Here is a 7214-nt window from a genome sequence, read left to right as displayed (position 1 = left end):
GCGGCCACCGCCCTCACCCGGCGGAAATTTGACCCTCGTCGAACTGCTGATCGCTTACAGACGCGACTGCAAGCGGTCTATCAGCGCAGACAACACGATTGGCGACGCCAACTACAGATACCACCTGAATTCGTCGGCCTGCTTGGGGAGGACGCGGACTGTGAGTTCTTCACCGGACAGGTCGGCGCCGGGCAGTTCGAAGGATTCGGCGGTGTCGGTGTCCTCGACGTCGACGACGGGGGACTGGGTGTCTTTCCGGTTGGCGGTCAGCTGTTCGAGGGACGTGTCGCTCTCGTCGGATTCGGTGACTCTGGGGCGTCGTAGTCGGTGGCCATGCCTGCTGCTTCCTCATACTCTGGGTGATCGAATTCGCCAGATTAGAGGGTGCGACGGCGCGGCACGCCCTCGGGGTGTGGGCATGCGGTGGCTCAACATCCTGGGGCGGTGAGGGGACCGTGAGGCGCCGGGTTCGGCTACATATGCTGGGTTTGCCGCTGTCGTTGTCTGGGGCGCCCGGTCGGTGCGGGTTCTCCATGCGGTCGTTGCCCGTGTCGGTGCCGGTGTCGGTGTTCGCGCTCGCTAGCTTGCTCTGACGGGAGCTAGGGCTGGGAGACTTTTTGTCATGCAGCAACTTCTCGCCGATCACGAACTGTTCGTCACCGTGGTGATGGTTGTGGTCGTAGTAGCGCTTGCCGTCGCCGCGGTGTGGACGATCTTCCGCTGACCGGCACGGTGCCGGATCGTATGGCGCGGCGATCCGCACCCAGGATCTGGCGTGGTGTGGTGGCGACGATCCTCGGGGTCGGTGGCGCCTGCATCCTGATGGACTACACCGCGGCCGCGCTTGGCGCGGCCAGTTTTCTCCTCGGGGCCCTGGTGGGAGCCGTGATCGCCGGTACCGTGATGCGAGTGGGCAAACGTGAGCTGGGGTCGTGGACAGCGCACCTCGCCGACACCGCGATGGCACGTCTGGACGAACGCCTGCCCGACCCCCTTCGCGGTCCCTCGAGACCGGGAGCGTCCGATGAGCGGAGCTGGGAATCGGCTGATCACGCCGATGCTGGCCACACCGGGTGAACCACCGGTGGAAATGGACGGGTGGGCGGCCGAAATGAAGTACGACGGCTTCCGCCTATTAGCTGGGGTCGGTGGCGGCGCGCATCCGGTGCTGTGGACCCGCAACCTCAACGTTGTCACTTCCTCCTACCCGGAGGTCGCCGACGCCCTGACGAGCGTGTTCGGTGGCCGCGGCCGCATCGTCCTCGACGGCGAGGTCGTCGCCCTGTCGTCCGGTGGCCGGCCGAGCTTCGCACGCCTGCAGAAGCGGATGAACACCCTGCGCCCGACCACCGCCCTGCGCCGGCAGGCACCTTCCTGCCGTTCGACGTGCTCCGGCTCGACGGGGACGACCTGATGGGTGCCCCGTACCTCGATCGCCGTGCCGCCCTCACCGACCTCGGCCACCAACTCCAGGGCGCCGGCCTCCCGATCCAGATCCCACCACATTGGGAAGGCATCCAGGGCGCGGTCATGCTCGAAGCGGTTCGCAGCTCGGGTATGGAAGGTGCTGTATTCAAACGTGTTTCATCGCTGTACCTTCCCGGTCAGCGTACCCGAGCGTGGCGGAAGGTGTTGATCCGTACCCGGGTGAGCTGCGTAGTGCTCGGGTGGATTCCTGCCGGCGGGATGCAGCGCAACATCGTTGGCGCCCTCGTCCTCGGCGCCTACGACGACCAGGGCGCACTCCGGCATCTTTTCGCCGCTTCCGGGTCGTGGCGCAGGTTGCCGTACCCGGCCACGGGCTGCCTGCGGGCGGCGGTTATTTGGCCACGGGCAATCGGCAGGCGACTACGGTGGGGTGGTCGAGGAAGCTTCCGCCGCCGGCTGGCTACTCGGCTTGATCTCGCAGCGTTTGGAGGTGCACCGATGGTCGAGGGCGCCGGGCCGAATAGACCCCCATCGAAGGTTTCTCCGGAGTTTGTCCGAAGCTTTCGTTCGCAGCTGACTTCCGGCGAGGACGTCGTCGACCCGTCGACGTGGGCGGGTTCCGTGCCGCCTGCGAGCGGTGTCGCTCCGCGGGTGCGTGTTTGGGCAAACCGGTGGTTCAACCTGCTGTGGCTGCTGCCGATCGGGTTCGTGGTCCTCATCACCGCGGTCGCAGGGGCAAAGGGTCTGCGCAGCACGGGTGTCGTGCAGCTCTTCATCCAGCAGTATCCCGGCACCTCCGCGGCGGCCATCGGCGAGACGGCCGCCCTTCCGGTGTGGGCGGGAGCACAACACTTCCTCAATTTGTTCCTGATGATCTTTATCATCCGATCGGGAGTGCAGATCCTCACCGATCATCCACGGCTGTACTGGACCCGCCACAGCACACCGGGCCGCGACTGGTTCCGCATTCAGAAACCCGTTCCCGCCGACCCGCTGTGGACGGCGAAGAACGACTCGATCAGCCTGCCAGGACAAGTCGGCTTGCCCGGGTTGAGGCACTCGATCGGCCTGGCTCGGTGGTGGCACTTGGGCACCAACGTGCTGTGGCTGCTCAACGGCGTCGTGTTCTACGTATTGCTGTTCGCGACGGGGCAGTGGAGGCATCTGGTTCCGACCAGTTGGGATGTCTTCCCCAATGCGATGTCGGTGCTGATCCAGTATCTGTCGTTGGACTGGCCGCCCGAAGGTCACTGGGTCGCTTACAACGGTCTGCAATTGCTGGCGTACTTCGTCACCGTGTTCGTCGCGGCACCGGCGGCGCTGATCACGGGGCTGGGGATGTCACCGGCACTGTCCACCCGTTTCCGGCGGATCAGCAAGGTGTTCAGCATCCAAACCGCACGGTCGCTGCACTTCCTGGTGTTGATCTGGTTTCTGGTGTTTATCGTGCTTCACGTGTCGATGGTCGTCACCACCGGTGTGCTGCGCAACGTCAACCACATGTACGCCTCCCGCGATGACAACAGTTGGCTCGGCTTGATGATCTTCGGGGTGTCGATGGTCGTCGTGACCGTTGGTTGGGTGGCGGCCACCCCAATCACGCTGCGTCACCCGCGGATCGTGCAGCGAGCGGGTTTCGCGCTGATCGGGCCGGTGCAACGACTATTCGAGCATCTGGACGCCAAGCCCGGTGAATACACCGAGGCCGACTCTCCCCGTATTTCTGGCACAACGGGCGCTATCCCGATTCGGATGAGTACCGGGCTCTGCTCGATGGGAACTTCGTCGACTACCGGTTGCGGGTCAACGGGCTCGTCGACAACCCCCAAGACTTCGACCTCGAGCAGCTGCGTGCGCTGCCCGCCCAGGAGCAGATCACGCAGCACTTCTGCATTCAGGGCTGGTCGGGCGTCGCCAGGTGGGGTGGGGTGTCGATGCAGACGATCATGGATCAGGTCCATCCCCGACCGGAGGCGAAGTGGGTGGTGTTCTATTCCCTCGGTGACGGCCCCGACGGCGGCATCTACTACGACACGCACCCGATCGACCAGATGGGGTATCACCTGACGATGCTGGCCTACGACATGAACGGGGCCCCAGTGTCGTTCGGGCACGGCGCCCCGCTGCGGCTGCGCAACGAAACCCAACTCGGGTTCAAACAGGTCAAATGGGTCAAGGGCGTGGAGTTCGTCGCGGACTACGCCGAGGTCGGCGGCGGCTTCGGCGGCTACAACGAGGATCACGAATTCTTCGGCTACCGGCAGTCCCTGTAGGCGTTCATCGACGACGAAGGAAGAGAGTTCACATGGAGAAGATGTCGTTGACGGCACTTGCCCGCGAGCAGCTCGCGGGAGCTGAACGGGCCTCCAGCGGGCGCAGCGCCCACACCGTGTACGGGGGTCACGAACACGTTCTGCGCCAAACGTTGATCGCGCTCACGCAGGTCAGACGCTCGACGAGCATGAGAATCCCGGCGAGGCGACCCTGCAAGTCCTGCACGGCCGTGTCCGGCTCACCGCCGGCAGCAACGCCTGGGAAGGATCGACCGGCGATCTGATCATCGTGCCCGATTCACGCCATGCACTCGAAGCCATCGAAACGTCCACGGTGTTGCTGACCGTCGCGAAACTGCCTGCACCATAAACGATGTCGTCGGACCTCGCGATTGACGCCGTCGCGGTACCGCCAACCTGACCGTGGTCGAAACAATCACCAGGTCGTGTGCTGCGACCATGGCTGGGCGGCGATCTCGGCGTGGCGGTGGGCGACTTGGAAGCTAGCCGAGGAGTTCGGCGACCAGGGGAGGCGGTACCTCCGCGACAAGGTTCTGGATGGCGGCGTTGCGGGCACCGAGAAGATCGATGCTTCGATCCACTCGACCGTGCCGTTCGGTGACGCCGTCGCCGCCCTCAGGCTGCTCGGGAATGCCCCGAACCGGCGCCACACTGTCGCACGGTCAGATCACCGCGGTGCTCCGCAAGACGGGCCGCCGCGACATCGAGGCAGAAACCGTCCTGTCCAGGGGGACCCGGCTGGCACACCGCGCCCGTGATGGCACCCGGCAACACCAATGGCCTGGGGCTCACATCATCGGCATAGGCATCCACATCGGCATCGACCAGCCCATGCTTTGCATCCAACTCATGAACATGTGCATCATGTCCATCATTTGCTGCGACATCGTTCTCACCACTGTTGTTGACGTCTCACTCGATACCAGCGGAACGTCGGTTCGCGCGGGTAGTACCCCCAACGGTAGGCCTGTGCGATCGATGGCGCCCGGGGTGACCGACCGGATCCACGACGCACTGCGGGCGCGCGATCGCGGTGGGCGGGATCATGGCCTCGGCGGGGACGGTCGACGCCCAGGCGGTCAAGGGTCCCGACACCGTCGGCACGGACACGCGCGGTTGGGACGGCGCGAAACGAGTCAATGGGCGCAAAAGGCACTTGGTGACCGACACGCTCGGCGTACTCGTGGTGGTGTTGGTGACGGCGGGGAGTGTGCAGGACCGTGACGGCGGGCGCCGGGTGCTGGCGCGGGCGAAGACCGTGATGCCGTCGTTGGTCGTGGTGTGGGCCGACGGCGGCTACGCCGGGAAGCTGGTCGCCTGGGTCGACACGCACTGCCGCATCGCACTGGATATCGTTCGGAAACCCAAGGGGCAGCGTGGGTTTGCGGTCCTACCGCACCGCTGGGTGATCGAACGGACGCTGTCGTGGCTGGTGCGCTGTCACCGCCTCGACCACGACTATGAGCGCCTCCCCGCACACTCGGAGGCGTTCATCAAGTGGGCCATGATCGGGCTCATGACACGACGACTCGCACCGACGCCGGGACGCCGCCCATGGCAATCGACCCGCGCATCGTGACCATTTCCAAACACTTACTGAGCGACGGTTGGCTCGGTTGTTTTCGTGTGCGGGTGCCGTCGCAAAGCTGTGGGGGTGCAGTACTCCTAGCTGGACTGGGGTTGTTGGCGCGTGGACTGTTCGACGACCCAGGCGGCGATTTGTGCGCGTGAGGTGAATCCGAGTTTGGTGAGGACGTGCTCCACGTGTCCTTGGGAGGTGCGCGGTGAGATCACCAACTTGTCGGCGATGGCTCTGTTCGTCAGTCCCTCGGACACCAACTCGGCGACCTGCCACTCCCGTTTGGTCAGGGTGGTCGCGTTGCCGATGCGGGTGCCGTGCGGTGTCTTCTGGTCCTCGTCGAGCGCGCAGGCAACCGCGTCGTCGAAGGAGCGCTTTGCCGTGGTGGACCTGCGCGTCGAACGCTTGGGCGCCGAGGGCGCGGCGGGCGGTGCGCTCGCTTTCATCGTGGTAGACGTGAAGGTTCGGAAGGGGGACCGCCGAGCTGCCCGCCGTCTGCGCGAGGGCAGCTGCGGCCCCCAGCAGCACCGCAGCGCGCCGGTGGTGGTGGGCCGCGGCGATCCATGCGAGCGCTTCCAGGCTCCACGCGGAGGTGAGCGGGTGTTCCACCAGCCGGGTGAGCCGTAGGCTCTGCCTGAGCAGCGAGGTCGCCAGCTCGTGGTCGGTCTGCCACACCGCGAGGCCGAGCGCCGAGAGGGAATAGGCGCGTTGCACCGACTCGCCGTGCACCTGCGTGATCCCGACTACCTCGTCCTTGCACGCGATGGCCCGCGGAATGTCGCCGAGCAGACCACTGGCCAGTTCCAGCCCGACCAGACCCTCGATCAGGCGCAACAGGTCACCCTCGGCCCGAAAGGCTCCGAGGGCGTCTTCGAAACAGTCGATCGCGCGGCGGAAATCTGTGCCGAAGAGTGCCTGCAGCCCAGCGGTGTGCGTGACGATGGCGTGCGCCCAGTCCCCGCCCAGCTGTTCGGCGAGGGTGTGCGCCTGCTCGGCGAGGATCGCGCTCCTGCTCAGGTCGCCTTGGACTGCGGCCAGGACACTGTCGGCGGACAGGGCCTTGATCCGTTCGACGCTCGGTGGACCGGTGGATTGGGCGAGCATCCGGTCGAGCCAACACCGACCCTCGCTGAGCAGCCCGTGAGTGAGCCAGAAGGTGTATAGGGCGGCGGCGATCTGGAGACCGGCCTCCGCCTCACCCGGCTCGGCCACGCAGAACTGTAGAGCCTCCCGCATATTCGGCTGTTCTCGCTTGAGCCGTGTACTCCACTCGAGTTGGTGGGGCCCGATCCACTCGGACTCCGCTCGCAGTACCAACTGCTGGTACCAATCGCGGTGCCGGCGGCGCAGTGCCATCTGCTGACCACTCTCCTGTAGCTTCTGCCGTCCGTACTCGCGCACCCTCTCGAGCAGGCGGTAGCGTGCCGCCGTGCCGGTGTCTTCGCGGATCACGATCGACTTGTCGACCAGGCCGGCCAGCACGTCGAGCACGTCTGTCTGATCCAGGTGCCCCACGCAGATGAACTCGGCAGCGTCGAGTTCGACGCCCCCGGCGAAGACTGACAGGAGCGCCCACAACTGGCGTTCCGCCGGGGTGCACAGGTCGTAACTCCACTCGATGGACAGTCGCAGCGTCTGCTGCCGGGACGGCGCACCGCGAATCCCTGCGGTGAGCAGCCGGAGCCGGTCGTCGAGCCGATCGAGGATCTGCTGTGGCGAGAGGACCCGCAGCCGGGCGCGGGCAACTCGATGGCCAGCGGCAGCCCGTCGAGCAACTGGCAGATTCGGGTGACCGTGGTCCGGTTCTCCTCGGAGAGCACGAACTCGGGTACCGCGGTTTCGGCTCGTTTCGTGAACAACGTGACGGCGTCATATTTTGGGAGCGTGCGCATCGAGGCCGGGCGGGCGGGGTC

Annotated in this window: 4 protein-coding genes and 5 pseudogenes; 6 read left to right on the top strand and 3 right to left on the bottom strand. The window is 65.7% G+C overall.

The features are described 5' to 3' along the window. Positions 1-126: 126 nt before the first annotated feature. A pseudogene (locus G9373_RS44180) lies at positions 127-335 on the bottom strand (DUF4193 family protein); the annotation flags it as partial. A gap of 409 nt (positions 336-744) precedes the next feature. Between G9373_RS44180 and G9373_RS47460 the strand changes: the two are divergent. The 4 genes and pseudogenes from G9373_RS47460 (at position 745) to G9373_RS47455 (ending at position 4071) form a co-directional block, all read left to right on the top strand. Next, positions 745-1077, top strand: a complete 333-nt coding sequence (locus tag G9373_RS47460; RefSeq protein WP_240961129.1) for a hypothetical protein — start codon at positions 745-747, stop codon at positions 1075-1077. Further along, positions 1025-1752 (top strand): annotated as a pseudogene (locus G9373_RS44170) (DNA ligase); the annotation flags it as partial. The gene G9373_RS47460 and the pseudogene G9373_RS44170, both read left to right, overlap by 53 nt. 174 nt (positions 1753-1926) lie before the next feature. Then, positions 1927-3701: pseudogene (locus G9373_RS44165) on the top strand (molybdopterin-dependent oxidoreductase). A gap of 32 nt (positions 3702-3733) precedes the next feature. Continuing rightward, positions 3734-4071: pseudogene (locus G9373_RS47455) on the top strand (cupin domain-containing protein). 66 nt (positions 4072-4137) lie between these two features. Here the strand turns inward: G9373_RS47455 and G9373_RS47450 are convergent. Next, a pseudogene (locus G9373_RS47450) lies at positions 4138-4291 on the bottom strand (recombinase XerD); the annotation flags it as partial. A 476-nt stretch (positions 4292-4767) separates the two neighbouring features. On the opposite strand from G9373_RS47450, the gene G9373_RS44150 reads away from it, so the two are divergent. Then, entirely contained in the window at positions 4768-5301 is a 534-nt protein-coding gene (locus tag G9373_RS44150) for a transposase (protein ID WP_167121134.1), read from the top strand. Positions 5302-5387: 86 nt separating this feature from the next. Here G9373_RS44150 and G9373_RS47445 read toward each other — a convergent pair whose 3' ends face one another. Further along, positions 5388-5747, bottom strand: a complete 360-nt coding sequence (locus G9373_RS47445) for a helix-turn-helix transcriptional regulator (protein WP_240961128.1) — start codon at positions 5745-5747, stop codon at positions 5388-5390. A gap of 277 nt (positions 5748-6024) precedes the next feature. Between G9373_RS47445 and G9373_RS47440 the strand changes: the two genes are divergently transcribed. After that, entirely contained in the window at positions 6025-6465 is a 441-nt protein-coding gene (locus tag G9373_RS47440; protein ID WP_240961127.1) for a hypothetical protein, read from the top strand. The last annotated feature ends 749 nt before the right edge of the window (positions 6466-7214 follow it).

This window comes from Rhodococcus sp. A14 (assembly GCF_011603105.1).
GTDB classification, from domain to species: domain Bacteria; phylum Actinomycetota; class Actinomycetes; order Mycobacteriales; family Mycobacteriaceae; genus Rhodococcus_F; species Rhodococcus_F opacus.
Note: the sequence above shows the minus strand (reverse complement) of the source record. Positions and strands in the feature narration are given on the sequence as shown.

Excerpts from the sequence above, each read along its gene's own strand:
- G9373_RS47460 (WP_240961129.1), top strand. The coding sequence starts at position 745 with ATGGCGCGGCGATCCGCACCCAGGATCTGGCGTGGTGTGGTGGCGACG.
- G9373_RS44150 (WP_167121134.1), top strand. The coding sequence starts at position 4,768 with ATGGCCTCGGCGGGGACGGTCGACGCCCAGGCGGTCAAGGGTCCCGAC.
- G9373_RS47445 (WP_240961128.1), bottom strand. The coding sequence starts at position 5,747 with ATGAAAGCGAGCGCACCGCCCGCCGCGCCCTCGGCGCCCAAGCGTTCG.